The organism is Sphingomonas sp. RS6, assembly GCF_054489705.1.
In genome coordinates this window covers 69,121-93,323 of sequence record NZ_JBTMWM010000011.1, presented here as the reverse complement: position 1 = coordinate 93,323, position 24,203 = coordinate 69,121, and the positions used below count along the sequence as shown (strand labels likewise).

The 24,203-nt window shown below is 66.0% G+C and carries 23 protein-coding genes; 14 read left to right on the top strand and 9 right to left on the bottom strand.

Annotation, left to right across the window (positions count from 1 at the left end; translation table 11 throughout):
* Positions 1 to 2 precede the first annotated feature (2 nt).
* Positions 3 to 722, top strand: coding sequence for a Crp/Fnr family transcriptional regulator (locus ACX40Y_RS16520; protein ID WP_459120662.1), 720 nt, complete (start codon positions 3 to 5; stop codon positions 720 to 722).
* A 3-nt stretch (positions 723 to 725) separates the two neighbouring features.
* Here ACX40Y_RS16520 and ACX40Y_RS16515 read toward each other — a convergent pair whose 3' ends face one another.
* Together ACX40Y_RS16515 and gatB are read right to left on the bottom strand one after the other, a co-directional pair.
* Positions 726 to 1,334 carry a peptidylprolyl isomerase gene (locus ACX40Y_RS16515; RefSeq protein WP_459120661.1) on the bottom strand — a complete coding sequence of 203 codons (609 nt, stop codon included), beginning with the start codon at positions 1,332 to 1,334 and terminating at the stop codon, positions 726 to 728.
* 14 nt (positions 1,335 to 1,348) lie between these two features.
* A complete protein-coding gene (gene gatB / locus ACX40Y_RS16510; RefSeq protein WP_459120660.1) occupies positions 1,349 to 2,860 on the bottom strand; it encodes an Asp-tRNA(Asn)/Glu-tRNA(Gln) amidotransferase subunit GatB in 1,512 nt (503 codons plus the stop codon).
* 128 nt (positions 2,861 to 2,988) lie between these two features.
* Here gatB and ACX40Y_RS16505 point away from each other — a divergent pair, with 128 nt between their 5' ends.
* The gene (locus ACX40Y_RS16505; RefSeq protein ID WP_459120659.1) at positions 2,989 to 3,948 is read left to right on the top strand and encodes a glycosyltransferase family 2 protein; all 960 of its coding nucleotides are present in this window, start codon (positions 2,989 to 2,991) and stop codon (positions 3,946 to 3,948) included.
* A gap of 147 nt (positions 3,949 to 4,095) precedes the next feature.
* Here ACX40Y_RS16505 and gatA read toward each other — a convergent pair whose 3' ends face one another.
* On the bottom strand, positions 4,096 to 5,580 hold the full coding sequence (gene gatA, locus ACX40Y_RS16500) for an Asp-tRNA(Asn)/Glu-tRNA(Gln) amidotransferase subunit GatA (RefSeq protein WP_459120658.1): 1,485 nt from the start codon (positions 5,578 to 5,580) through the stop codon (positions 4,096 to 4,098).
* On the bottom strand, positions 5,577 to 5,864 hold the full coding sequence (gene gatC / locus ACX40Y_RS16495; RefSeq protein WP_459120657.1) for an Asp-tRNA(Asn)/Glu-tRNA(Gln) amidotransferase subunit GatC: 288 nt from the start codon (positions 5,862 to 5,864) through the stop codon (positions 5,577 to 5,579). Before gatC ends, gatA begins: the two co-directional genes overlap by 4 nt.
* Positions 5,865 to 6,009: 145 nt before the next feature.
* Here gatC and ACX40Y_RS16490 point away from each other — a divergent pair, with 145 nt between their 5' ends.
* Genes ACX40Y_RS16490 through ACX40Y_RS16475 form a run of 4 tightly spaced genes read left to right on the top strand, consistent with a single transcriptional unit; the run spans position 6,010 to position 9,882 of the window.
* Entirely contained in the window at positions 6,010 to 7,122 is a 1,113-nt protein-coding gene (locus ACX40Y_RS16490) for a DUF3089 domain-containing protein (protein WP_459120656.1), read from the top strand.
* A 45-nt stretch (positions 7,123 to 7,167) separates the two neighbouring features.
* The gene (gene ruvX / locus ACX40Y_RS16485; protein ID WP_459120655.1) at positions 7,168 to 7,629 is read left to right on the top strand and encodes a Holliday junction resolvase RuvX; all 462 of its coding nucleotides are present in this window, start codon (positions 7,168 to 7,170) and stop codon (positions 7,627 to 7,629) included.
* A 43-nt stretch (positions 7,630 to 7,672) separates the two neighbouring features.
* Positions 7,673 to 8,662 (top strand): aspartate carbamoyltransferase catalytic subunit, encoded by a 990-nt coding sequence (locus tag ACX40Y_RS16480; RefSeq protein ID WP_459120654.1) that lies wholly within the window; start codon positions 7,673 to 7,675, stop codon positions 8,660 to 8,662.
* Complete coding sequence (locus ACX40Y_RS16475; protein ID WP_459120653.1) at positions 8,659 to 9,882, top strand: dihydroorotase; 1,224 nt, start codon at positions 8,659 to 8,661, stop codon at positions 9,880 to 9,882. Before ACX40Y_RS16480 ends, ACX40Y_RS16475 begins: the two co-directional genes overlap by 4 nt.
* A gap of 9 nt (positions 9,883 to 9,891) precedes the next feature.
* On the opposite strand, the gene ACX40Y_RS16470 is transcribed toward ACX40Y_RS16475, so the two are convergent.
* Genes ACX40Y_RS16470 through ACX40Y_RS16460 form a run of 3 tightly spaced genes read right to left on the bottom strand, consistent with a single transcriptional unit; the run spans position 9,892 to position 12,561 of the window.
* Complete coding sequence (locus ACX40Y_RS16470; protein ID WP_459120652.1) at positions 9,892 to 11,193, bottom strand: tetratricopeptide repeat protein; 1,302 nt, start codon at positions 11,191 to 11,193, stop codon at positions 9,892 to 9,894.
* 11 nt (positions 11,194 to 11,204) lie between these two features.
* Entirely contained in the window at positions 11,205 to 11,837 is a 633-nt protein-coding gene (locus ACX40Y_RS16465; protein ID WP_459120651.1) for a hypothetical protein, read from the bottom strand.
* A 10-nt stretch (positions 11,838 to 11,847) separates the two neighbouring features.
* Positions 11,848 to 12,561 carry an AAA family ATPase gene (locus tag ACX40Y_RS16460; RefSeq protein WP_459120650.1) on the bottom strand — a complete coding sequence of 238 codons (714 nt, stop codon included), beginning with the start codon at positions 12,559 to 12,561 and terminating at the stop codon, positions 11,848 to 11,850.
* Positions 12,562 to 12,719: 158 nt separating this feature from the next.
* On the opposite strand from ACX40Y_RS16460, the gene ACX40Y_RS16455 reads away from it, so the two are divergent.
* Positions 12,720 to 13,616, top strand: coding sequence for an SPOR domain-containing protein (locus tag ACX40Y_RS16455; protein WP_459120649.1), 897 nt, complete (start codon positions 12,720 to 12,722; stop codon positions 13,614 to 13,616).
* 14 nt (positions 13,617 to 13,630) lie between these two features.
* A complete protein-coding gene (locus ACX40Y_RS16450) occupies positions 13,631 to 14,431 on the top strand; it encodes a MipA/OmpV family protein (RefSeq protein ID WP_459120648.1) in 801 nt (266 codons plus the stop codon).
* 6 nt (positions 14,432 to 14,437) lie between these two features.
* Here ACX40Y_RS16450 and serB read toward each other — a convergent pair whose 3' ends face one another.
* Positions 14,438 to 15,316, bottom strand: a complete 879-nt coding sequence (gene serB / locus ACX40Y_RS16445) for a phosphoserine phosphatase SerB (RefSeq protein ID WP_459120647.1) — start codon at positions 15,314 to 15,316, stop codon at positions 14,438 to 14,440.
* Between serB and miaA the strand changes: the two genes are divergently transcribed.
* From miaA to ACX40Y_RS16415, 6 genes are all read left to right on the top strand, one after another.
* Positions 15,315 to 16,238: a tRNA (adenosine(37)-N6)-dimethylallyltransferase MiaA gene (miaA, locus tag ACX40Y_RS16440; RefSeq protein WP_459120672.1), complete on the top strand. Its 924-nt coding sequence runs from the start codon at positions 15,315 to 15,317 to the stop codon at positions 16,236 to 16,238. The genes serB and miaA overlap by 2 nt on opposite strands.
* Before the next feature lie 92 nt (positions 16,239 to 16,330).
* Positions 16,331 to 18,076: an acetolactate synthase 3 large subunit gene (locus ACX40Y_RS16435; protein ID WP_459120646.1), complete on the top strand. Its 1,746-nt coding sequence runs from the start codon at positions 16,331 to 16,333 to the stop codon at positions 18,074 to 18,076.
* A 160-nt stretch (positions 18,077 to 18,236) separates the two neighbouring features.
* Positions 18,237 to 18,752 (top strand): acetolactate synthase small subunit, encoded by a 516-nt coding sequence (gene ilvN / locus ACX40Y_RS16430; protein WP_459120645.1) that lies wholly within the window; start codon positions 18,237 to 18,239, stop codon positions 18,750 to 18,752.
* Positions 18,753 to 18,930: 178 nt separating this feature from the next.
* Positions 18,931 to 19,950, top strand: a complete 1,020-nt coding sequence (ilvC, locus tag ACX40Y_RS16425; RefSeq protein ID WP_459120644.1) for a ketol-acid reductoisomerase — start codon at positions 18,931 to 18,933, stop codon at positions 19,948 to 19,950.
* Positions 19,951 to 20,046: 96 nt separating this feature from the next.
* The gene (locus ACX40Y_RS16420; protein ID WP_459120643.1) at positions 20,047 to 20,646 is read left to right on the top strand and encodes a YceI family protein; all 600 of its coding nucleotides are present in this window, start codon (positions 20,047 to 20,049) and stop codon (positions 20,644 to 20,646) included.
* A gap of 64 nt (positions 20,647 to 20,710) precedes the next feature.
* Entirely contained in the window at positions 20,711 to 21,310 is a 600-nt protein-coding gene (locus ACX40Y_RS16415) for a TMEM175 family protein (protein WP_459120642.1), read from the top strand.
* Between the two features lie 64 nt (positions 21,311 to 21,374).
* On the opposite strand, the gene ACX40Y_RS16410 is transcribed toward ACX40Y_RS16415, so the two are convergent.
* Positions 21,375 to 24,014: a TonB-dependent receptor gene (locus ACX40Y_RS16410; protein ID WP_459120641.1), complete on the bottom strand. Its 2,640-nt coding sequence runs from the start codon at positions 24,012 to 24,014 to the stop codon at positions 21,375 to 21,377.
* Positions 24,015 to 24,203: the final 189 nt, after the last annotated feature.

Here is a 24,203-nt window from a genome sequence, read left to right as displayed (position 1 = left end):
CGATGCTTGATCGTTTGCTGCTGAAACTTCGTCTTCGCGACGAAATTTCAGAAACCGAAGAAGCCGCGCTGCGTAGGACAATCGTCGATACTGTCGAATATCCCGCCGGCCGCGTGATCGTGCGCGCGCGGGAGAATTTGCACTTCTCGACGCTGCTGATCGATGGCCTGATCTGCCGGTACAAAGATATGAGCGACGGCCAGCGCCAGATCACGCACATCCACGTGCCCGGCGATTTCGCCGATCTGCACGGGTTCACGCTGCGACGGCTCGACCATTCGGTCCTCTCGCTCACCCCCTGCGTGATCGCGCGGGCGCCCCATGAGCGGCTCCGCGAAATCACCGAAACACTGCCACACCTCACGCGGATGCTGTGGTTCTCCACCAATGTCGATGCCTGCATCCACCGCGAATGGGAGGTGTCGCTCGGCCGTCGCTCGGCGATCAAGCGGGCGGCGCACCTGTTTTGCGAGTTGCACGTCCGGCTGAGCGTCGTCGGCCTGGCCGAGCCGGACAGCTATGCGCTTCCGATCAGCCAGGCGGAGCTTGCCGAATGCCTTGGACTGACGCCTGTACACGTCAATCGCGTGCTACGGGAATTGCGCGAGAAAGGCCTGGTCGAGTTTCGCAGCGGCCGCGTCACGCTCAAGGACGTCGAGGCCCTAAAGCAACTTGCAGAATTCGATCCCGGCTATCTCTACCTCGAGTCGCACCGCCACTAGCCGTTACTCGGCAATTCGCCGCGCCGTGAGGATCTTCACCGGCGCCTCTGGCACCTCGCCCTTGAAACTGCCCATCAGCATCTTGGTGGGCGAGGTCGGCGCGTCGAAAATCTTGAGCAGGACGTCCTGCCCGTCGATCACGCGCGCGAACGCGGCATAGCCGAGATTATCGCCCGGCTTGCTCGGGTCCGCATCGAAGGACGGCTGATCGCCGACCATGATGGTGAACTCACCGCGTGCCGTGCCGGGTGCGAGGCGCGGCAGCGACAGCGTGCCGTCGAGATGCTTGATGCCGGTCTCGGTCGTCGGCTCATGCTTGATCGGCGGGAACATCTTCTTCGGCGAATTCTGAACGCCGAACTGGACGAAGCCGAAATGGTCGGCCGGCTTGACGGTGCGATAGAACACCGTCCCGTCCAGCCGCTTCGCACCGACGTATCGCAGGAAATTGCGCGCGGAGATCGGCGCCTTGTCGAGATAGACCTCGACCACCATGCGCCCGGCGCTGGTCTCGATCGCGACCCTGGGGTTGCTGGCCGGAGCCGGTGCGGTCTGCGCCGACGCCGCCAGCGGCAACAGGCAGAGCGCGAGAACGATCAGTCGACGCAGCATCCCCTACCCTCCTGTCAGCTCAGCGCCTTCTTCAGCAGCTCATTGACCACCGCCGGGTTGGCCTTGCCGCCCATCGCCTTCATCGTCTGGCCGACGAAGAAGCCGAACAGCGCCTCCTTGCCGCCGCGATACTGCTCCAGCTGGTTCGGGTTCTTGACCAGAACCTCGGCGATCACCGCCTCGATCGCGCCGGTGTCGCTGGTCTGCTTCATGCCCCGGTCTTCGACGATCTTGCCGGGCGCATCGCCGGTTTCCAGCATGATCTCGAACACCTGCTTGCCCAGCGTGTTCGAGATCGTCCCGTCGGCGACCAGCGCCAGCAATTCGGCGCCCTGCTCCGGGCTCACCGGGCTTTCCTCGATGCCCTTGCCCAGCCGGTTGAGCGCTCCGTAAAGGTCCGACAGCAGCCAGTTGGCGGCGGCACGCGCGACTTCCGGCTCGCCCTTCTTCTGGATCCGCGCGCTTTCGGCGAGCAGCGCCTCGAACCAGCGCGCCGTCTCCGCCTCGGCGGTCAGAACCGCGGCGTTGTAAGCGGTGAGTCCAAGCGATTCCTCATAACGGCGGCGCTTCGCGTCCGGCAGTTCGGGCAGGCTCTGGCGGCAATCGTCGAGAAAGCCTTCGTCCAGCTCGAGCGGCAACAGATCGGGATCGGGGAAATAGCGGTAATCATGCGCGTCTTCCTTCGATCGCATCGACCGCGTTTCGCCCCGGTCAGGATCGAACAGGCGGGTTTCCTGGACGATGCGCCCACCGCTCTCCAGCACCTCGACCTGGCGACGCGCCTCATATTCGATTGCCTGCATCACGAAGCGGACCGAGTTGACGTTCTTCGTCTCGGTGCGCGTGCCGAATTCGTCTCCGGGCTTACGCACAGAGACGTTGACGTCGGCGCGCATCGAGCCCTGGTCCATGTTGCCGTCGCAGCTGCCGACATAGCGCAGGATCGAACGCAATTTGCTCAGATACGCACCAGCCTCGGCCGGCGAGCGCATGTCGGGCTTCGACACGATTTCCATCAGCGCGACGCCGGCGCGATTGAGGTCGACATAGGATCGCGTCGGATGCTGATCGTGCATCAGCTTGCCGGCATCCTGCTCGACATGGATGCGCTCGATGCCGATCGTCTTCACCTCGGCTGCGGGATCCTTTTCGTCGAGGCTGATCTCCAGCTGCCCCTCGCCGACCAACGGGTGATAGAGCTGGCTGATCTGATAGCCCTGCGGCAGATCGGCGTAGAAATAGTTCTTCCGGTCGAACCGCGACCATTTGTTGATCACCGCGCCCAGCGCCATGCCGGTGCGAACCGCCTGGCGGATGCATTCGCGATTGGGAACGGGCAGCATGCCCGGCATCGCCGCGTCGATCAGGCTCACCTGGCTGTTCGGCTCGGCTCCGAACGCCGTCGCCGCGCCGGAAAACAGCTTGGCGTTCGACGTCACCTGCGCATGGACTTCGAGGCCAATCACGACCTCCCATTCGCCGGTTTCGCCCTGGATTCGGTAGCTCGATGCAGTCTTGGTCGCCATGTGCTCTTCACTGGGAATTGAATGGTGCTTGTCAACGCCTATCGCGCGTCAGGCCTGTCGGGTCCAGCGCGCAATTGCGCAAGGCGACGGAGTCGATTAGGCGCCGGATCGACTGGAGTATGGCACGAATGGCCCCGATTACGGCTGAGTTGCAGGCGCGAATCGCAGCGTTGCGGGTGGCGGTGCTGCTGCCCTGTTACAATGAGGAAGTCGCGATCGCGCGGACGGTGGAAGCCTTTCGCGCCAGCCTTCCCGGCGCCGCCGTCTATGTGTACGACAACAACAGCCGCGACCGCACCGTCGACGTTGCCCGCGCCGCCGGCGCCGTGGTTCGAACCGAGCGGATGCAAGGCAAAGGCCATGTCGTCCGCCGCATGTTCGCGGACATCGAAGCCGATATCTACATCCTGTCCGACGGCGATCTGACCTATGACGCGGCCGCTGCGCCCGCGCTGATCGAGCGGCTGCTCGACGACCAGCTCGACATGGTGGTTGGCGCGCGCAAGTCCGAGATCGAGCTTGCCTATCGCCGCGGCCATCGCTTCGGCAACCGGCTGCTGACCGGGATGCTGGCGCGCCTGTTCGGCCGCAGCTTCAGCGACATCCTGTCGGGCTACCGCGTCTTCTCGCGCCGGTTCGTCAAGAGCTTCCCGGTGCTGTCCGCCGGCTTCGAAATCGAGACCGAGATCAGCATCCATGCGCTGGAGCTGCGCATGCCGGTGGCGGAGATCGTCACCGCCTATGCGGCACGGCCGGAGGGGTCGACCTCGAAACTCTCCACCTATCGCGACGGGTGGCGGATCCTGCGCACGATCATCAGCCTGTTCCGTGTCGAGCGACCGATCCTGTTCTTCGGTGGCGTCGGCGCGGTGCTGGCGCTGCTCGCGCTGATTCTCGCCGTGCCGCTGGGCGTAACCTATTGGCACACAGGCCAGGTTCCGCGCCTGCCGACCGCCGTGTTGGTCACCGGCCTGTCGATCGTCGCCACGCTCAGCTTCTTTACCGGGCTGATCCTGGACACGGTGGTACGCGGCCGCCGCGAGGTACGGCGCCTCGCCTACCTCGCCGTGCCGATCGTGCACGGATAAAAATGCTCCCCGGCACGGGGAGGGGGGCCATTCGCGCCTGCGAATGGTGGAGGGGGCCATCCACGACCGACACCGTCGCTGCGATCCCCCTCCACCGCACCGCTGCGGAGCGCGGTCCTCCCCCCCGTTCCGGGGAGGATTTTTAGATCACCACCACGCCTGCGGACGCGCCGTAAAGCCGGCGCGCTGCTCGAGTGCCAACCCGGCGTCGAGCACGCCCTGCTCGTCGAACGGCTTCCCGATGATCTGCAGCCCCAGCGGCAGGCCGGCGGCGTCGAGACCGCCCGGCACGCTCATCGCCGGCAGTCCTGCCAGGCTCGACGGCACGGTGAAGACGTCGTTGAGATACATCGCCAGCGGGTCGTCGTTCTTCTCGCCCAGCGCGAAGGCGGCGCTCGGCGCGGTCGGGGTCAGCAGCAGGTCGCACTGGCTCCATGCGTTGTCGAAATCGCGCGCGATCAGCGCCCGCACCTTCTGCGCCTGGGTGTAGTACGCATCGTAGAAGCCCGCCGACAGCACATAGGTGCCGATCAGGATACGGCGCTTCACCTCGTCGCCGAAACCGGCAGCGCGGGTGGCGGCATACATGTCCTGGAGGTTCTGCCCCTCGGCCAGCTCGCGCAGGCCATAACGCACGCCGTCATAGCGGGCGAGGTTCGACGACGCCTCGGCCGGCGCGATGATGTAATAGGCCGGCAGCGCATATTTGGTGTGCGGCAGGCTCACCTCGACGATCTCGGCGCCCGCATCCTTCAGCCAGTCGATGCCCTGCTGCCACAGCGCCTCGATCTCGGCCGGCGTGCCGTCCATCCGGTATTCAGCCGGGATGCCGACACGCTTGCCGCGCAGATCGGCGGAGAGATTGGCTTCCCAGTGCGGCACCGGCATATCGAGCGACGTCGAATCCTTCGCATCGAAGCCCGCCATCGCCTCCAGCATGATCGCGCAATCGCGCACGTCGCGCGCCATCGGCCCCGGCTGGTCGAGCGACGAGGCGAACGCCACGACGCCCCAGCGCGAGCAGCGGCCATAGGTCGGCTTGATGCCCGAAATGCCGGTAAATGCCGCCGGCTGGCGGATCGAGCCGCCGGTATCGGTGCCGGTCGCCGCCGGACACAGGCGCGCCGCAATCGCCGCCGAGCTGCCGCCCGAGGAACCGCCGGGGGCGAGCGGCGCGTTGTCGCCGCCGCCACGCCGCCACGGCGAGATCACGTTGCCGAAATAGCTCGTCTCGTTCGAAGAGCCCATCGCGAACTGGTCGAGATTGAGCTTGCCGAGCATGCCGGCGCCCGCTTCCCACAGCTTGTGCGAGACGGTCGACTCATATTCGGGCTTGAAGCCTTCGAGGATGTGGCTGGCGGCGCTCGTCTGCACGCCCTTGGTCGCGAACAGATCCTTCATGCCGATCGGCACGCCGGCCAGCGGCTTCAGCGTCTCGCCGGCGGCACGCGCCTCGTCGGCGGCCTTAGCGGCGGCGAGCGCATGCTCCGGCGTCTCGACGATGAAGGCGTTGAGCGGCTTGGCCTTGCTCACCGCCACGATGAAGGCATCGGCGACTTCGCGTGCCGAAAAGTCGCCCTTGCGCACGCCGTCGCGGATCGCGGCGACGCCCAGATCGGTCAGGTCGCTCATTCCACCACCTTCGGCACCGTGAAGAAACCATGTTCGCCCTGCGGCGCGTTCGCCAGCACCGCGTCGCGCTGGTCGCCATCGGTGATCACGTCGGGGCGCAGGCGCAGGCGGTTCGGGATCACGGCCGTCATCGGCTCGACAGCGGCGGTGTCAACCTCACCCAGCTGCTCGACCCAGCCGAGAATGTTGTTGAGTTCGGGCGCGATGCGCTCGGCGTCGGCGTCGCTGATCGCGATACGCGCCAGGCTCGCCACTTTCTTCACGGTTGCGGTGTCTACGGACATGACGCGCGCCTATCAGGCGAACCCGGCGCCATCAAGCGCCCGCGTCGTGCATCGGCACTTGCGATTGCATCCTTCGCACGCGTAACTGGTCGGAACGCGGTTGCCCCCCGGGCAGTTTTTGCTGCATTGCACAATGGAGAGGCCATTGGCCCGGAAGTTTCTTTATGCAGTCGCGATCCTGACCATGCTCACCGTCGCCGCGATGTTCGCCTATCGCCTCTATGGCATTCAGCTGATGCGCCAGTTCATGGTGCCGTCGACCGACGCGGTGGCGCTGCCGCCGGTTTCGTCGCGCGATTACGCGCGCGCGGAAATGTGGATCGCGCGGCCGGACAAGCCCGGCAATCCCGCGCTATGGACGCCTTCGGGCTATAGTCCCGCCGCGAATCCGCGCGCCGCGATGTTCTTCATTCACCCCACCTCGTTCCTCGACACCAAGCGGTGGAACGCCCCGCTCGACAATCGCGATGCGAATGCCCGCGCCGAACTGTTCCTGCGCGGCCAGGCGAGCGCGTTCAACGACAGCGCGGCGATTTGGGCGCCGCGTTACCGCCAGGCGACGTTCGGCGCATTCCTGTCGAACAAGCAGGCGGCGCAGCAGGCGCTCGACTTCGCCTATCGCGACGTGCTTGCCGCGTTCGATGCGTTCCTGAAGGAAGTCGGCGATCGCCCGATCATCCTCGCCGGCCACAGCCAGGGCGCGCTGCACCTGTCACGCCTGCTGGTCGATCGCGTCGCGGGCACGCCGCTCGCAAAGCGAATCGTCGCGGCCTATGTCGTCGGCTGGCCGGTCTCGCTCACCGCCGATCTGCCGAAGATGGGCCTGCCCGCGTGCGACGGTTCGCAGGCGACGGGATGCATCCTTTCGTGGCAGAGCTTCGCCGAACCGGCCGATCCGGCGCTGATCGTCGACACGTTCGATGCGAGCAACGGCTTCACCGGCCAGCCGCGCGCGAGCACGAAAATGCTGTGCACCAATCCGATCACCGGCGAGCCAGGTGGCAGCGCCCCGGCAAGCGCCAATCTCGGCGCGCTGATCCCCGGCCCCAATTTCCAGACCGCCGAACTGCGCGTCGGCCGCGTGCCCGCGCGGTGCGAGGGCCGCGGCTTCCTGATGATCGGCAGCTCGCCCCCGGACTTCGGCCAATATGTGCTGCCCGGCAACAATTATCACGTGTTCGACTATAGCCTGTTCTGGGCCAATGTCCGTGCAGACGCCGCGCGGCGTCTCGCCGCGTTCGAAGGCGCCAGCAAGTAGCAGCGGCTATTTGAAGGCCATGGCACCTTCGCCTATGGACGGCGCGTGATCACCACCGCCCCCCGCGATTTCCGCGCCGCGCTGCCCGATGGCGGCCGCCTGATCGGCCTCGACGTCGGCACCAAGACGATCGGGACGGCGCTTTGCGACGCCGGCTGGAGCTTTGCGAGCCCGGCCGATCTGATCCGCCGCACCAAGTTCAGCAAGGACAAGGCACGCCTCGCCGAGCTGATCGCGGCCCAGCAGGTGCGCGGCATGGTGATCGGCCTGCCACTCAACCTCGACGGAACGGATAGCCCACGCACCCAGTCCACCCGCGCCTTTGCCCGCAACTGCGAAGACATGGGCCTGCCGATCCTGATGTGGGACGAACGCTGGTCGACCGTCGCAGTGGAGCGCACGCTGATCGAACAGGACGCCAGCCGGGCCAAGCGCGCCGAGCTGATCGACAAGATGGCGGCCGCCTATATCCTGCAAGGTGCGATCGACGGTCTGGTAAACGCCTGACCTGCTTGCGCCGGCGCCCGGCGGCTATTAGGCGGCGGCTTTGATGCAACCTTCCGATCACCGCCCCGGTGCCCAGATTCAGGGCAGCGCCGTTTTCCCGCACCGGCACCTCACCGGCATTTCGGGACTCCAGCCGCACGAGATCATGTTCCTGCTCGACGAAGCGGAGCAATGGGTCGAGGCCAATCGCAGCCGCGCCAAGAGCGACAAAAGGCTGGAAGGGCTCACCCAGATCAACGCCTTTTTCGAAAATTCGACGCGCACGTTGCTGTCGTTCGAGATCGCCGGAAAACGGCTGGGCGCCGACGTCGTCAACATGCATGCCGCGCAGAGCAGCGTGAAAAAGGGCGAGACGCTGATCGACACCGCCGTCACGCTCAACGCGATGCGTGCCGACGTGATCGTGATCCGCCACTCCAGCTCGGGCGCGGTGCAGCTGATCGCCGACAAGGTGGATTGTCCGGTACTCAACGCCGGTGACGGCTGGCACGAACACCCCACCCAGGCGCTGCTCGATGCACTCACCATCCGCCGCCGGCGCGGCCAGGTCGCGGGGCAGCGGGTGGTGATCTGTGGCGACATTCTGCACAGCCGCGTCGCGCGGTCGAACATGCTGGCGCTCACGGCGCTGGCCGCGGAGGTGCGTGTCGTGGCGCCATCCACGCTGATGCCCGCAGGAATCGAAAAGATGTTCGTCGAACCCTTCACCGATTTCGATGCCGCGATCGACGGCGCCGACGTCGTGATGATGCTGCGCGTCCAGAACGAACGCATGGCCGGCAGCTATATTCCGTCCACCCGCGAGTTCCACATGCGCTACGGCCTGACGAGCGAGCGGCTGGCCCGCGCGAAGCCCGATGCGCTGGTGATGCACCCCGGCCCGATGAATCGCGGCGTCGAGATCGATTCGATCGTCGCCGATCACCCCGAGCGGAGCGCGATCACCGAGCAGGTGGAAATGGGCGTGGCGGTGCGGATGGCCTGCCTCGACGTGCTTACCCGACGAGCCCGCGGCGTGGAGGGCTGGGCATGAGCAGCATCCTGTTCCGCAACGCCCAGCTCGTCTGCCCCGAAGGCGGCGCCCGCAAGGGCGATCTGCTCGTGCGCGGCGACATGATCGCGGCGGTCGGCGAGGTCGATGCCCCTGCCGATGCCGAGGTGATCGACGTGGCGGGCCGCATCCTCGCCCCTGCCCTCGTCGATCTGGGCGTATTTGCCGTCGATCAGGCCGCCTGTCGCTTCGGCGGCATCGCGCGCGTAGGGCTGATGCCCGACCAGTCGCCGGTGCTCGACGATCCCGGCGTGATCCGCCGCGCGGCGGTTTCGGGCAAGCCGTCGCTCTGGGTCCATCCGATGGCGGCGGCGACACGCGGGCTGCTGGGCGAGGATCTGAGCGAAATCGCGATCAACGCCTCGGCCGGCGCGCGTGCGGTGGCAACGGGACGCGGCTGGATCGCCAGTTCGGGGACGATGCGCAAGCTGATGCTCTATGCGCGCGACCTTGGACTCACCGTGGTCAGCCATGCCGAAGACGGCGGCCTGGCCGCCGGCGCGGTGGCGACCGAGGGCGAGACCGCGACCAGGCTCGGCCTTTCCGCCGCCCCGGCGCTTGCCGAGGCACTGGCGATCGCCCGCGATCTGATGCTGGCGGAAGAAACCGGCGCGAAGCTCCATTTCCGTCAGGTCACCACGGCGGCGAGCTTCGATCTGATCCGTGCCGCCAAACGGCGCAGCGTGAAGGTGACGTGCGGGATCACCCCGGCCCATCTCCTGCTCTCCGACAATGCCATCAGCGATTTCCGCACCTTTGCGCGTCTTTCGCCGCCGCTACGCGACGAAGGCGACCGTCAGGCGGCACTCGACGCGGTGGCGGACGGCACGATCGATGTAATCACCTCCGGCCATGATCCGCGCGGGCCCGAGGCCAAGCGGCTCCCCTTCGCCGATGCCGAGCCCGGCATGGCGGGTGCGGAGACGCTGCTTGCGCTGTCGCTCACGCTGGTCCGCGACGAGCGCGTGTCGCTCGAACGGCTGTTCGCGCTGCTCGCGGCGAACCCGGCACGCATCCTCGGCGTCGATTGCGGCACGCTGGCGATCGGCAAGCCTGCCGATCTCATCGTACTCGATCCCGCCACGCCTTGGATCATCGACGCGCGAAGGATGAACGCTCGCGCCGGCAACACCCCGTTCGACCGGCTGCCAACGCAGGGCCGCGTGCTCAGGCTTTACAAGGGCGGCACGCTGGTTGGCTGAGCCGCCAAATCAGCGGGCGGCGACCTGTTTGCCGCCGGCACGATACCAGCGCGCGACCGCGTCGCCCGCCTGTGTGCGGACGAAGCAGCGACCGCCGCGGCTTCGCACCGTCCGGCAGAGCGAATCGGCGCCCTGCCGGGCGAAACCACCCACCGACAGGCGATAGAAATTGCCCGTCGGGGTCGAAACGCTGCTGCCCTGCGGCGCCTGCCCCTGTAATATGGCTACCCGCCGGACAAGATTCGCCCAGGAATCGCGCGCCACATCGGCGTTGGCATAGGCGCCGAGCTGCACGAAATAGGGGCCGCTTGCGAAACTCGCCGGGGTTGCCCTCGTGGCCTGAACCGGAATCGCTTGCGCGATTCGTGCGGGCTGGGTCCGATTGCGCGCCGGCAGCGGCTGCACGATCTCGCGGCGCGGCGCGAATACCAGCCTTGGCGTCGGTTGCGGCGAAGGTGCCGGGGTCGCCTGAGCCAACTCGACCGTCATCGGCTCGACCGTCGGCTCGGCGAGATACGCTTCCTCGGGCTGGCTCGCCGGCGTCGGCGCGGCGGCGACCGCGATTGCCGGCTGCTGCGCCAGCGCAAGCGCGACCGGCTGGCCGGGATCCTCCACCGCGCGCACGCCGAGCAGCGCCGCGACCTGGTCATAGGCGTTGGTCGGCCGGGCGAACGCCACCCATTGCAGCAAGCGGGCATTGAGCTGATCGGGCGCAATATCCGCCGCCGCCACTATCTTGGCCTCGCCCCAGCGGCCGGCAAGCGCCAGGCTGAGCGCCAGATTCTGGCGTGTCTTCGGCGTGGCGCCAGGCTCGCGGACGGCGGCGGACAGGATCTGCACCGCCGTCACCGGATCGCCGGCCAGGGCATAGGCCAGGCCCCGGTCGCTGGCCGGTATCCGTTCGGCGTGCGCCACAAGCAGCGTCCGGGCCTCGGCCCAATTGCCTTCCGCGATCTGCGCTAGCACCAGATTCAGTGCCGCGCGACCGTCTGCGGGGTTGAGCGCAAGCGCATCGCTGAGCGCCTGTCCCGCGGAGGTGAAGCGGCCCGCGAGCAGATAGGCCTGCCCCAGCGTCGCCCGATAGTCGGCATTGCGCGGATCATTGGCGACCGCCGCTTCGGCGTGCCGCACCGCGCGTTCGCCGTGGCGCCCCTCGATCGCCTTGCGCGCCGCCCGCGCCTCTTCGGCAGCCTTTTTGGCGTTGGCGGCCGATGCGGCAAAGGCCCGCCCCTGCGCAAGCATGGTGCTTGCCCCGGTACCGCACACCGCAAAGGCGGCGGCACCGAGCGAGAGCATGAAGCGACGGTTCATCGTCGGTCCCCTTATTCTTTCCGTCCGGTGCCGACCTGACGGGCCAGCGTGTCGACCTCTTTCAGCGACGCTAGAAGGGCGTCGAGCGCTTCGGTCACGAGTTGCTGCGCCGAGCGGTTGGTCACCGCAGATGCGAGGCGCAGCCGAAGGTGACGATCGGTGTCGAGGCGGAGCGTGAATGCCGCCTTGCCCTTCTTCGCGCGCACATCGCGCGCCACCCGATCGACGAGGTTGCGGGACAAGGCCCGCGTCGCGACCGGCGCCGCTTCCGGTTCGGATTCGGCGGCAGCAGCAGGAACTGGCGGCTCGACGGGAGCAGCCTGCGCCGGTTCGACCGGCTCGGGCACCGCCTCAGCCGCCGGCTCTGCAAGACGGCGATCGAGCACTTCGCGCTGACGGAGCACCGCCGGGCGCTCGACCGGCGTGACCGGCGGCCGAACGGCGGCGTCCGCGAGCGGGGCGGGCGCCGGCACCGGTGCTGCGCCATGCGAGTCCAGCCCCATGTCGTTCCAGCCGAGATCGTCCGGGCCGCCCGAATGCGTGATGCCCAAAAAGCCTTGTGGCCGCATCGCGGGGCGCGCCTGTCCCTTGCGGGCGAGCAGGCCGGACGAGAGCGATGCGGTGGGCTTTGGCGTGCCGATCATCCGCACCTCCTCAGCTCACAACGCGGCGGCCGAAGCCGCTCGCCGGGCGCGCCATGCCGAATGCGGCCGGCGCGGCGGGCGCGCTGAACACGGTGCGCCGGAAATTCTTTTCCAGGCGATCGGCGATATAGCCCCACAGCGCCTCCACCTCGGCGGCGGACTTGCCGTTGGGATCGACCTCCATCACGGTACGGCCATCGATCATCGACGCCGCGAAATCGGTGCGGTGATGCAGCGTCACCGGCGCCACGGTGCCGTGCTGCGAGAGCGCCACCGCCGCTTCGGAGGTGATCCGCGCCTTGGGCGTGGCGGCATTCACGACGAAGATCAGCGGCTTGCCCGAACGCTCGCACAGATCGACCGTCGCCCCCACCGCGCGTAGGTCGTGCGGGCTGGGTCGGGTGGGGATCACGATCAGTTCGGCGACCTGGATAACGCTCTGGATCGCCATCGTGATCGCCGGCGGCGTATCGATCACCGCCAGTCGAAAGCCCTGCTGGCGCAGCACCTCCAGATCGGCGGCGAGCCGCGCAACGGTGGTCTGCGCGAACGCCGGAAATTCGGTATCGCGCTCGTTCCACCAGTCGGACAGCGATCCCTGCGGATCGATGTCGATCAGCACGACGGGGCCCTGTCCGGCCAGTTGCGCCTGCACCGCGAGGTGCCCGGACAGCGTGGTCTTGCCGGACCCGCCTTTCTGCGATGCCATCGCTAGAACGCGCATGAACCCCCTCAAGATTTCGGAACCAGTCGCAACAGGAAATGTCATGCCGGCGGATAAGAACCGGTTAACGCCGCGGCGGGCGGCGGAGGGAGATCGATCGGCAGTAGTAAAATCTTTCCCAAAAGATGGTTAATTGCCATTCACCATAAACGCGTGAAATGGAGCCTGTTCACGAAATGAAGCCGCTGGGGATAATTGCAGTTTCGGCCGCACTGGCGTTGGGGAGCCCGGCATTGGCGCAGGACAGCCCGGTCAAACGAGGCGTCGATGCCTATGCTCGCGGCGATTACCAGGCGGCGGTCGCGCTGTGGCAGCCCGCCGCCGAAAAGGGTGATGCCGATGCGCAGTTCAACCTCGGCCAGGCCTATAAGCTCGGTCGCGGCGTGAAAGCCGATCTGGGGGAAGCGGAAACCTGGTTCGGCCTCGCCGCCCGTCAGGCGCATGAACAGGCCGAGACCAATTATGGCTTGCTGCTGTTCGAGAACGGAAAGCAGGCGCAGGCGGTGCCCTGGCTAGACCGTGCGGCGACCCGGGGCGAACCGCGGGCGCAATATGTTCTGGGCGTGATGCTGTTCAACGGCGACGGCGTGACCAAGAACTGGATTCGCGCCTACGCGCTGATGACGCGGTCGTCCGCAAGCGGCCTGAACGCCGCGACGCAGACGCTCGCGCAGATGGACCAGTTCATCCCTGCGGAGGATCGGGAAGCTGGCCTGACGCTTGCGCGCAGCTATGAGCAGGCGGCCAGCACGGTCGTGCATGCGCCCGCCAAAGGCGCATCGCCGGCCAGGCCCAGGCCGACCACGGCATCGCCGGCCCCGAAACCCGCCCCAGCGACGCCCGATGGCAGCTGGCGGGTACAGCTCGGCGCATTCGCGGTCGCGTCGAATGCAGACCGGCTCTGGACGCAGGTTCGCGGGCGCTTCCCGGGACTGCGTTCCTATCAGGTCAAGTCGGGTCGGCTGACGAAACTGCTTGTCGGCCCCTTCCCTTCTCGCGCAAAGGCCGTCGAAGCCTGCCGCGAGATCAGCCCCTGCGTCGCGGTAAAGGAATGAAAGGGTCCGCACGCATGATCAGACGCCCCGTTGCCGCGCTTCTCGCCGCCGTCCCGCTTGCCCTTGCCTCCGGCGCCCAGGCGCAGAGCGATCAGCCGCAGGACGGCGAGCGCCGCACCCGCGTGTCGATCGGCGTTCAGGCGGTGCCCAGCTATCCTGGCGCCGACCACAATGTCATCCGCCCGCTGATCGACGTGGTGAGCGCGCGCGGCGATTCCCCCTTCGAGTTCGAAGCGGCGGACGAAAGCTTCAGCATTCCGTTGTACCGCCATGACGGCCTCGAACTCGGCACCGCGATGAACTTTGTCGGCTCGCGCCGGCGCAGCAGCGTGGGAGCCGATGTCGATTCGGTCGGCTTCAGCGTCGAGCTCGGTGGCGCCGCCGCTTATTGGTTCACCCCGGAACTCCGTATCCGCAGCGAGGTCCGCAAGGCGGTTTCTGGCCACAACGGGCTCGTGAGCGACCTCAGCCTTGATTACGTCGTCCGTGACGGTGATCGCTGGCTGGTGGCGGTCGGCCCGCGCGTTTCGCTCTCGGACGCACGCTTTCGCCGCGCCTATTTCGGCGTGTCGGCGCGCGATCGCCAAGCCGGACTCGCCGCTTATTCGATCAGCAACGATCCGATCCATTCGGTGGGGATCAGCAGCACCGCGACGCGGCAGTTGAGCACGCGCTGGGGCCTTTACGGCTATGTCGCCTATAACCGCCTGGTCGGCGACGCGGCGGACTCGCCGTTCGTCACGCAGCTCGGCTCGCGCAACCAATTCTCAGGCGGTCTCGCCCTGTCCTACAGCTTCGGCCGCGGCGTGCGCTGACAGCGGTCAGGCCGTCACCCACTCTGCGCTGGGAATCCCCTGCGCATAGAGCAGCGCGGTCAGGTCGCCATGATCGATCCGTGCGCCGGCAGCTTCGGCGACGATCGGCTTGGCGTGATAGGCGACGCCTAGACCGGCTTCGCGGATCATCGCCAGATCGTTGGCGCCGTCGCCCACCGCGATCGACTGTTCCGCGGTCAGGCCCAGATCGGCGATCGCGCCGAGCAGCGTCGCCTCCTTCATGCCGCTGTCGACGATCGGCCGGGCCACGGTGCCGGTGAGCGCGCCATCGGCAATCTCCAGCCGGTTGGCGATCACGCGATCGAAACCGATCGCCGAGCCGACCGGCTCGGCGAACCGGGTGAAGCCGCCTGAGACGAGAATGCAGTGCCCCCCGCGCGCGCGCATCGTCTTCACAAGCGCTTCGGCGCCGGGCATCAGCTTCACTCGCTCCGCCAGGCAGCGGTCGATCGCGCTCTCCGGCACTCCCTTGAGCAGCGCGACCCGCGCATCGAGGGCAGCTGCGAAGTCCAGCTCGCCGCGCATCGCTCGCTCGGTCACCTCGGCGATCTGCGGCTTGATGCCGGCATAATCGGCCAGCTCGTCGATGCACTCGACGGTGATCATCGTCGAATCCATGTCCGCGACGAGCAATTTCTTGGCGCGATGCTCGGCGCGCTGGATCACGACGTCGGCCCGTTCGAAGCGGGGCGCCAGCGCCGCGGCAGCCCGATCGGGTTCCTGGTTGAAATGAATGTCCGCCGCCCGCCCTTCATCGATCCAGGTCCAGCCGGCGACGTCGCACAGCGGCGTCATCGTCTCGACCGCGTCTGAAATTTCGCCTGCAGCGATCGATTCGGCTGCTATCAGCGTCGCAATGAACATGGCTTCCCCAAGATTACCGAGCGTCGCGCTCATTGCAGGGCCGACGGCCAGCGGCAAGTCCGCACTGGCACTGGCACTGGCCGAAAAGCATGACGGCACGATCATCAATGCCGATTCGATGCAGGTCTATGCCGATCTTCGCGTCCTGACCGCGCGGCCGAGTGTCGAGGAGGAAGCCCGCGTCCCCCACCGGCTGTTCGGCCATATCGACGGTGCGGAGGCGTGCTCGGCCGCGCGCTGGGCAGCGGAAGCACGCGCAGCGATCGACGAGGCCCATGCGTCCGGGCGCCTGCCGATCCTAGTCGGCGGCACCGGGCTTTATCTGCGCACCTTGCTCGACGGTATCGCCCCGGTGCCTGAAATCGATCCCCATATCCGGGCCGAGGTGCGGGCGCTTTCGGTGGCGCAGGCGCATGCGGCACTCGCTGCGGCCGATCCCGAGAGCGCAGCACGCCTGAAGCCGACCGACACGAGCCGCATCGCCCGCGCGCTTGAGGTGGTTCGCTCGACGGGACGGCCGATCGCGCGTTGGCAGGCGCGACGCGAGGGCGGCATTGGCGAACGCATCAACCTCGCGCCCTTGATCCTGCTGCCCGACCGCGATTGGCTCGGGGAACGGATCGACCGCCGCTTCGCGACAATGCTCGACACGGGCCAGGAGGAGGCGCGCACGCTGCTTGCGCGCAGCGACTTGCCCCCTGACGCACCGATTCTGCGCGCGATCGGCGTTTCGGAGACCGCGAAGATGCTGGCCGGCGAATGGGCCTTTCAACAGGCCGCACAAGCAGGGTCGCTTGCGACGCGCCAATATGCGAAACGACAATATACCTGGTTCCGTCGCCAGCCCCCGGGGGATTGGGAACGGGCGACGGAGACAGATTTATACGCGAACATGATCACCATTGAAAGAAAATTGTTCTAAAGATGGTTGACCTATCATATTCGTGCGGGTAGCAGCGCCGCTCGGCAGCATCGTTGCCGTGTGTGCGTGTTTTGGAAGAAGTGGAGATTATCGTGACCGAGAAAAGCGGCGCAGACATCCTGATCGAGGCGCTCAACGACCTCGGGGTGGAGGTCGTGTTCGGCTATCCCGGCGGTGCGGTGCTCCCCATTTATGACGCGCTGTTCAAGCAGGATCGGATCAAGCACATCCTGGTCCGCCATGAACAGGCGGCGACCCATGCGGCGGAGGGCTATGCCCGTTCGACCGGCAAGCCGGGCGTTGTTCTGGTCACCTCGGGCCCGGGCGCGACCAACGCGATCACGGGCATCACCGATGCGCTGATGGATTCGATCCCGATGGTCGTCATCACCGGCCAGGTTCCGACTGCGCTGATCGGCACCGACGCCTTTCAGGAAGCGGACACGGTCGGCATCACCCGCCACTGCACCAAGCACAATTATCTGGTGAAGCGACCGGAATTGCTCGGCGCGACCGTCCATGAGGCATTTCATATCGCCACCTCGGGCCGCCCCGGCCCGGTGGTGATCGACATTCCCAAGGACGTTCAGGTCGCCACTGCGCGCTACGAGACTCCTGGCCCCATTCAGCACAAGACCTATCGCCCGCAAACAGAGCCCGAAGCGGCGAAGATTCAGGAAGCGGTCGACATGCTGGCGGCCGCCGAACGCCCGGTCTTCTACACCGGCGGCGGCGTCATCAATTCCGGCCCGGAAGCCACCCGCCTGCTGCGCGAACTCGCGGCACTCACCGGCGCGCCGGTCACCTCGACACTGATGGGTCTCGGCGCGCTGCCAGCCTCGTCCGACCAGTGGCTCGGCATGCTCGGCATGCACGGCACCTATGAAGCCAACTGGGCGATGAACAATGCCGATCTGATCATTGCGGTCGGATCGCGCTTCGACGATCGCGTCACCGGGCGGCTCGACGCCTTCGCGCCGCATAGCCGCAAGGTGCATATCGATATCGACCGGTCGAGCGTGAACAAGAATGTTCGCGTCGATCTCGCGATCATCGCCGATTGCGCGCGCGCACTGGACGCGATGGTCCAATGCTGGAAGTCGCGCGGCCACCCCAGGCCCGATCTCACCGATTGGTGGAGCCGCATCGAGCGGTGGCGGGCGACGCGTTGCCTCGATTTCCCGGAAAGCGGCGACGTCATCATGCCGCAGCGCGCGATCCGCGCGTTGTACGAGGCGACCAAGCATCGTGTGCCGATCATCACCACCGAAGTCGGTCAGCACCAAATGTGGGCGGCCCAGCATTTCGGGTTCGAGGCGCCGAACAAGTGGCTGACCAGCGGCGGCCTCGGCACGATGGGCTATGGCCTGCCGGCCGCGATCGGCGCCCAGCTTGGAAATCCTGACGACCTCGTGATCGATATCGCCGGCGAGGCTTCGATCCAGATGAACATTCAGGAACTTGCGACCGCTACGCAATATCGACTGCCGGTCAAGATATTCATTCTCAACAACGAATATATGGGCATGGTCCGCCAGTGGCAGGAGCTGACCTATCAGTCGCGCTATTCGGAGAGCTATTCGGACGCGCTGCCCGATTTCGTGAAGCTGGCCGAGGCCTATGGCTGGAAGGGCATCCGTATCGAAAATCGCGGTCAGCTGGACGACGGCATCCAGGCGATGCTCGACCATGACGGCCCGGTTCTGGTCGACTGCCGCGTGGCGAAGCTGGCCAATTGCTTCCCGATGATCCCGAGTGGGGCTGCGCACACCGAGATGCTGCTCCAGGCGAGCGAAGTCTCCGGCGAGATGGACGACGAGGCCAAGGCGCTGGTTTGATGGTACAGGCAACAATCCTCCCCGGCACGCGGAGGGGGACCGCGGCCGCAGGCCGTGGTGGAGGGGGGCCTCCACAAGCGACTAACTCGCGGAGAGCCCCCTCCACCGTCGCTTCGCGCCGGTCCCCCTCTCCGTTCCGGGGAGGATCGAAGGGGTAGAAATGCACATCAAGGAAGAAGCCATCGAGCGCCACACGCTGGCGGTCATCGTCGATAACGAGCCCGGCATCCTCGCGCGGATCGCCGGCCTGTTCACGGCGCGCGGCTACAATATCTCGTCGCTCACCGTATCGGAGATCAGCGACGACGATCTGATCAGCCGCATCACCATCGTCACCTTCGCGTCCGCACCGGTGATGGAGCAGATCATCGCCCAGCTCGAACGGCTGGTGCCGGTCCACAAGGTGGTCGACCTCACCACCCAGGGCGAGCATGTCGAACGCGAGCTGGCGCTGGTGAAGGTCGCCGGCACCGGCGATCACCGGATCGAGGCGCTGCGCCTTGCCGAAGTCTATCGCGGCCGGGTGGTCGATGCGACGATCAGCAGCTTCGTGTTCGAAGTCACCGGCACGACGGAGAAGATCGACAAGTTCGTCGAACTGATGCGCGAGGTCGGCCTGGTAGAGGTCGCCCGCACCGGCATCGTCGCCATCTCGCGCGGCCGCGAGCCCGCCTGAATTTCAAGCCCTCTCCCATTGGGAGAGGGAGGGGCCCATGCGCAGCATGGGAGGGTGAGGGTGAATGCCTTCGTGCCCCGCCACCCTCATCAACTTCGACTGGCCAACCGGCGGATGCCGGCCGAAAAGTCTCCGTAATTCTCTCCCGATGGGAGAGGCGCAGAAAGGGAAATTAGGAATGCGTGTCTATTACGATCGCGACGCCGATCTGAACCTGATCACCGACAAGAAGATCGCCATCCTCGGCTATGGTAGCCAGGGCCATGCGCATGCGCAGAACCTGCGCGATTCGGGCGTCAAGGAGGTCGCGATCGCACTCCGCCCCGGTTCGGCTTCGACCGCCAAGGCGGAAGCCGCCGGCTTCAAGGTGCTGCCGAACAAGGAAGCGGCCGCCTGGGCCGACATCCTGATGATCCTGGCGCCCGACGAGCACCAGGCCGCGATCTGGGAGGCGGATCTCAAGGGCAACATGAAGCCGGGTTCGGCGCTCGCCTTCGCGCACGGCCTCAACGTGCATTTCGGCCTGATCGAGCCGCCGGCGGACATCGACGTGATCATGATCGCGCCCAAGGGCCCCGGCCACACCGTGCGCAGCGAATATGTCCGCGGCGGCGGCGTCCCGTGCCTCATCGCGATCCACCAGGACGCCTCGGGCAACGCGCATGACGTGGCGCTGGCCTATGCGTCGGGCGTCGGCGGCGGCCGCTCGGGCATCATCGAGACCAACTTCCGCGAAGAGTGCGAGACCGATCTGTTCGGCGAGCAGGCCGTGCTGTGCGGCGGCACGACCGCGCTGGTCCAGGCCGGCTTCGAGACGCTGGTCGAGGCGGGCTATGCCCCCGAAATGGCCTATTTCGAGTGCCTGCACGAGCTCAAGCTGATCGTTGACCTGATGTATGAGGGCGGCATCGCCAACATGCGCTACTCGATCTCGAACACCGCCGAATATGGTGACATCAAGACCGGCCCGCGCATCATCACCGAAGAGACCAAGAAGGAAATGAAGCGCGTGCTGGCGGACATCCAGTCGGGCCGCTTCGTCAAGGACTTCGTGCTCGACAACCGCGCCGGCCAGCCCGAGCTGAAGGCCAGCCGCATCGCCGCCAAGCGCCACCAGATCGAACAGGTCGGCAGCGAACTGCGCGCGATGATGCCGTGGATCACCGCCAACAAGCTGGTCGACCAGTCGAAGAACTGATCACAAGCGGAAACCATAAGTTGCCGGCTGCGCACTAGCATTGCGTGGCCGGCAGCCTCATTACGGGAGCGACGCAACCACCCGAAGGGAACAGTCATGCGCGCTCTCATTGCCCTCGCTCTTTTCGCGACCGCCCCGGTCGCGTTCGCCCAGGAACTGCCCGGCCAGGCAGACGCCAGCCGCGTCCCCGCCGGCACCTATATGGTCGATACCGGCCACACCCAGGTGGACTTCACGGTCAATCACTTCGGCTTCAGCCACTTCACCGGGCAGGCAGGCGGCGCTACCGGCTCGCTGACGATCGATCCCGCCAAGCCGAGCGACGCGAAGCTGGAGATCACCATCCCGACCAGCGGCATCGTCACCACCGTGCCGGCGCTCGACAAGCATCTCGCTTCGCCGGACTTTTTCGACGCAGCCAAATATCCGACGATCCACTTCGTCTCGACCAAGGTTGTCGTGAACGGCACCAAGGCCGAAGTGACCGGCGACCTGACGCTGCACGGCGTGACCAAGCCCGTGACGCTCGAGACCGAACTGGTCGGCGCCGGCACCAATCCGATGATGAAGAAGCTGAACTTCGGCTTCCGCGCGACCACCACGATCAAGCGCAGCGACTTCGGCATGGACAAATATGTGCCCTTCGTCTCGGACGAGGTGAAGCTGGAGATCAATGCCGCGTTCTCGGCCAAGTAAACCTTTGGTCTAATTGCCCTGCCCTCCCGCCTGCGCCACCACCGGCCCGGGCAGGAGGGCAGCGATGCAGGAACAGGAAGGCCGCGACGGCGCCAAGCGCGTCGAAGCTTTTTCGGATGGCGTGATTGCCATCATCATCACGATCATGGTGCTCGAACTGCACGCACCCGAAGTGCCCGGCCTAGGTGCATTGTGGGCGCAGTGGCCGGTGTTCCTGGCTTATGCGCTCAGCTACGCCTATGTGGCGATCTATTGGGTGAACCACCACCGGCTGTTCCAGTTCGCCACGCGCGTCACCAACGGCCTGTTATGGGCCAATATCGCGCTGCTGTTCGCGCTGTCTTTGGTGCCGTTCGCGACCGCTTATCTGGGCGGCCAGCATTTCAGCCGCGCCGCGACCATTCTCTACATGGCGGTGCTGCTGCTGCCGGCATTCGCCTATGGCGCGCTCCAGCGCATCATCCGCCGCACCAGCGCCACCAGTGAGGTTGCCCGCGCCTATCATCGTCGAACGCTGCGAAAGGGGACGGTCGCGACGCTCCTTTACGCTGCCGGCATTCCCCTCGCGCTGCTCTCTCCGCCGCTTGGCCTCGGCTGCGCGGCGGTGGTCGCCCTGCTCTGGTGCCTCGCGGACAGCCCGTTCGATCGCCTGTTCGGCGCATGACCGCGCCACATGGGAAAACGGCCGACGCATCGCGCCGGCCGCTCCGTCCCCCATCGACGAACCGTCAGAATCCGAATCTGGTGCGGATTCCGTAAAAGCGGGGTGTGCCGGGATAGCCGGCATAATTTCCGTTCTGCTCAGGCACGCCGAAACCGGTGATGTAGAAGAACTGGTTGGTGAGGTTCTCCACCCAGAATTCGACGCGGCGCCTGCCGTCTTCGGACTGTACGCCCACGCTCGCCGAAATCAGCGGATAGCCCTGATTGTAGAGCACATTGCGCCCGTTCGGCCCCGGCAGGCTGGAGGGGATGTTGACTTCGCTGTTGTAGCGCATGTTGACGTGGAACAGGCCGTGCAGGTCGCCGTGTAACCGGGGTGTCCAACTGCTCGCGAGCGTGATCGTGTGCCGCGGCTGATTTTCCAGCTGCAGCCCTTCCTTGCCCTCCAGCGGCGTGCCGGTGAAGTTGTTGCCGTCGCGATCATATCTCGCATCGATATAGCTGTAGCCCAGCTGGAAGATCAGGTCGCGCTGCGGCTGGATCGTCGCTTCCGCTTCGACGCCCTTGCTCGTCGTTTTCGGCACGTTCTGGACGACAAAGTTGGTGCCGCTGAACACCAGACTCTGGAGGCCATAGAATTTCGAATAGAAGCCCGCCAGATTGATCGTGAACTGCCGGCTCACCTCGGTCTTGAGGCCGATTTCGAACGAATCGACCGTCTCGCGCCCGAAGCCCAGATCGGAGCCCTGCGCGCCGTTGCCGCCAAGCAGCACCGAATCGAACGTCGCCTGATCGAGATTATAGCCGCCGGACTTGTAGCCACGATCATAACCGCCATAGGCCAGGATCTGCGGCGTGAACTTGTAGGCAAGCTTCACCGTTCCGGTGACCTGCTCCTCAGTCCGCTTGTCGCTGTAATTGCCGTTGAATTCGCTGTTCACCGCCGGGTTGCAGCTCAGCAGGAACAGATTGTTGAACAGCCCCGGCACCTGCCGCAGGATATTGGCATAGGCCGTCGCCGCTGCATTGCCGGTGCGAACCTGATCGAAAAAGCCGCAGGCGCCGGTATTGCTGTTGATCGACGCCGTCATCTCCTTGGTTTCGCGGTTGTATCGCGCGCCCAGCGTCAGCGAGAGCTTGTCGGTCAGGTTGATGATGTTGTGGGTGAACAGCGCAAAGGCGTGGGTCTTCACGCGGAAATCATCATTGTTGTTGCCCTGCCCTGCCAATGCGCCGGGCAAGGGGCCGACGGCCAGCGCCGCAAGCCCGGGCACCACCGGGATCCCGGCGATCGGCGCGGTACCGACCTGCGCACGAAACAGCGTGACGAGCGGCGCCAACTGGCCATAAGCGGCCGGCGGCGCCGCCGGATTGAGCAGCACCTGGCCGAAGGTCGGCACCGTCGGGCCGAGCGAGCCATAGAATTGCACCGGCGTGCCGAAAAGTGGCTGAAGCTGGTCCGAGAACACCGCATCCACATATTGGTTGGCATCGTTGCCGGTCCGCACCGTATCGCGCAGCTTGTTGGTCTCGTTGAGATAAAATCCACCGACCAACCAATCGAGCTTGCCGCCCAGCGCCGATCCCTGCAGCCGGATCTCCTGCGTGAAATCGGTCAGCTGGTTACGATAGCCTTCGCGATAGGCGCGATCGATGCCCGAAAAGTCGATGTCCTGATCGCGCAGCACGCGCCAGTTGCGATAGGCGGTGATCGACGTCAGCCGCACCTTGCCGAAATCATAGTTCAGCTCGCCCGAGACGCCATAGTCCCGCACCCGCTCGGCATAATCGCGGTTGGGCGAAATCGCCTGAGCCCGATCGCTCGGATCGCCGGTGTAGAGGCCGGTCAGCCCGCGCATCGCCGCCACGGCCTGAATGGCGGGCGCCAGCGCGCCGCGCGCGGCCGACACGGCGCCGCAGCACTGCTCGTCGGTTTCGTAATAATCGGCGATCAGGCGGAACGTGAGGTCGCTGCTGTCGAACAATGCCTGACCCCGCACTGCCCAGCGGTTGAGATCGTTGATTGCCCGGTCGCTGTTGACGTCCTCAATGAAGCCGTCGCGTTTCCGATAGCTGCCGTCGAGCCGCAGCGCGATCGACTGGCTGACCGGCCCGGTGATCGCGCCGCGCGCCTCATAGGCGTTGTAGTTGCCATAGCCTGCCTCGACATAGCCGCCGAGATCGAACTTGGGTTGCGCCGTCGCGATGCTGAGCGCGCCGGCCGAGGTGTTGCGGCCGAACAGCGTCCCCTGCGGACCGCGCAACACCTCCACGCTGTCGAGCTCGGGCAGTTCGGAAATGGCCACCCCGGCGCGGGCACGAAACACGCCGTCGATGAACACGCCCACCGCCGGTTCAAAGCCGGGATTGTCGCCGCCGGTGGTGATGCCGCGGATATAGATGGTGGTGCCGGTGGCCGATGACTGCCCTGTCGAGGACTGAAGCGATGGCGCCAGCTGCTCCAGATCCCGCACATTGTCGACGGCGGCGTTGCGCAGCAGCTCCGGCCCGATCGCGGTGACGGCGATCGGCACGTCCTGCACGGTTTCGTTGCGGCGCGTGGCGGTGACGACGATCTCGTTGGCGGCGACGTAGCCCTGATCCTCTGCCACACCGCTCGGGGCGGATGCCTCCTCTTGCGCGAAGGCTGGGGTCGCGACGATCAACACGATCGCACACGCCGCGAGCAACTCGGCCTTTCTCATCTGGTCCCTCTCCTCGTTTCGCTCCGATCTTACGCCGGTCGCGACTTTGCATTTTCGTTGTCGTGAAACTAACGCTCGATTTTCAGGGCCGTCAACGGGCGGAGCCCCGCAAGGCCGCCGCAATTTCGGGCTTTTTCAGGGGCTAGCGGGGAATACGAGCGCGCAAGCGCCCGTTGCCGTAACGTCACC

Coding starts and splice junctions, on each gene's coding strand:
- ACX40Y_RS16520 (WP_459120662.1), top strand. CDS start 3: ATGCTTGATCGTTTGCTGCTGAAACTTCGTCTTCGCGACGAAATTTCA.
- ACX40Y_RS16515 (WP_459120661.1), bottom strand. CDS start 1,334: ATGCTGCGTCGACTGATCGTTCTCGCGCTCTGCCTGTTGCCGCTGGCG.
- gatB (WP_459120660.1), bottom strand. CDS start 2,860: ATGGCGACCAAGACTGCATCGAGCTACCGAATCCAGGGCGAAACCGGC.
- ACX40Y_RS16505 (WP_459120659.1), top strand. CDS start 2,989: ATGGCCCCGATTACGGCTGAGTTGCAGGCGCGAATCGCAGCGTTGCGG.
- gatA (WP_459120658.1), bottom strand. CDS start 5,580: ATGAGCGACCTGACCGATCTGGGCGTCGCCGCGATCCGCGACGGCGTG.
- gatC (WP_459120657.1), bottom strand. CDS start 5,864: ATGTCCGTAGACACCGCAACCGTGAAGAAAGTGGCGAGCCTGGCGCGT.
- ACX40Y_RS16480 (WP_459120654.1), top strand. CDS start 7,673: ATGCAACCTTCCGATCACCGCCCCGGTGCCCAGATTCAGGGCAGCGCC.
- ACX40Y_RS16475 (WP_459120653.1), top strand. CDS start 8,659: ATGAGCAGCATCCTGTTCCGCAACGCCCAGCTCGTCTGCCCCGAAGGC.
- ACX40Y_RS16470 (WP_459120652.1), bottom strand. CDS start 11,193: ATGAACCGTCGCTTCATGCTCTCGCTCGGTGCCGCCGCCTTTGCGGTG.
- ACX40Y_RS16465 (WP_459120651.1), bottom strand. CDS start 11,837: ATGATCGGCACGCCAAAGCCCACCGCATCGCTCTCGTCCGGCCTGCTC.
- ACX40Y_RS16460 (WP_459120650.1), bottom strand. CDS start 12,561: ATGCGCGTTCTAGCGATGGCATCGCAGAAAGGCGGGTCCGGCAAGACC.
- ACX40Y_RS16455 (WP_459120649.1), top strand. CDS start 12,720: ATGGAGCCTGTTCACGAAATGAAGCCGCTGGGGATAATTGCAGTTTCG.
- ACX40Y_RS16450 (WP_459120648.1), top strand. CDS start 13,631: ATGATCAGACGCCCCGTTGCCGCGCTTCTCGCCGCCGTCCCGCTTGCC.
- miaA (WP_459120672.1), top strand. CDS start 15,315: ATGGCTTCCCCAAGATTACCGAGCGTCGCGCTCATTGCAGGGCCGACG.
- serB (WP_459120647.1), bottom strand. CDS start 15,316: ATGTTCATTGCGACGCTGATAGCAGCCGAATCGATCGCTGCAGGCGAA.
- ilvN (WP_459120645.1), top strand. CDS start 18,237: ATGCACATCAAGGAAGAAGCCATCGAGCGCCACACGCTGGCGGTCATC.
- ilvC (WP_459120644.1), top strand. CDS start 18,931: ATGCGTGTCTATTACGATCGCGACGCCGATCTGAACCTGATCACCGAC.
- ACX40Y_RS16420 (WP_459120643.1), top strand. CDS start 20,047: ATGCGCGCTCTCATTGCCCTCGCTCTTTTCGCGACCGCCCCGGTCGCG.
- ACX40Y_RS16415 (WP_459120642.1), top strand. CDS start 20,711: ATGCAGGAACAGGAAGGCCGCGACGGCGCCAAGCGCGTCGAAGCTTTT.
- ACX40Y_RS16410 (WP_459120641.1), bottom strand. CDS start 24,014: ATGAGAAAGGCCGAGTTGCTCGCGGCGTGTGCGATCGTGTTGATCGTC.